The organism is Streptococcus sp. 3167 (genome assembly GCF_013277175.1).
In the GTDB taxonomy this organism is placed as follows: Bacteria; Bacillota; Bacilli; order Lactobacillales; family Streptococcaceae; genus Streptococcus; species Streptococcus pseudopneumoniae.
Window position 1 is genome coordinate 1 of the sequence record NZ_VMML01000087.1, and the last position, 583, is coordinate 583.

General features: G+C 42.9%; 1 pseudogene. It reads right to left on the reverse strand.

The features are described 5' to 3' along the window. Positions 1-583 (reverse strand): annotated as a pseudogene (locus HT678_RS10390) (hypothetical protein); the annotation flags it as partial.

A 583-nucleotide genomic window follows, 5' to 3' on the forward strand; every position in this document is an offset into this window, starting at 1 on the left:
TACGAGCTGGTGTTGTTACATCCACTGGTTGTGATGGTTTCTTATTCGGTTCTGTGACTCTTCCTTTTCCTGGCACAGCACCTTTCGGAAGCTTGTCATTTGGCACTTCACCTGAACCATTGTCGCCAATTGTGACTGTGATTGTTGTTCCATTTTCACCTGGAATTTCTACCTTAGTTCCTCGTGGGTATGTTGAGCCATCTGGTTTCTTAGGTGTTACAATCGCATTTCCATTTGGTTGTTGAGTAATTTCAATCTTACCTGGTTTTTCAGTTTCTGGTGTTGCTGGTGTTACCTTAGCTGGTGTTGTTACATTAGGAACTTCCACAGCTGCTTTACCTGGTTCTGTAATCTTAGCATTACCTACAACCGTAGTATCTGGTAATTGATCATTTGGAACCTTAGCTGAACCATCTGCTCCAATCGTCACTTTAATTGGACGACCATCCTTACCTGGAAGTTCTACGATTGTTCCTTCTGGATAAGTTGAGCCATCTGGTTTCTTAGGTGTTACTGTAACGTCACCTGTAGTAGGATCTTGTGACAACTCTACTGTTGGTGTCTTACGAGCTGGTGTTGTTAC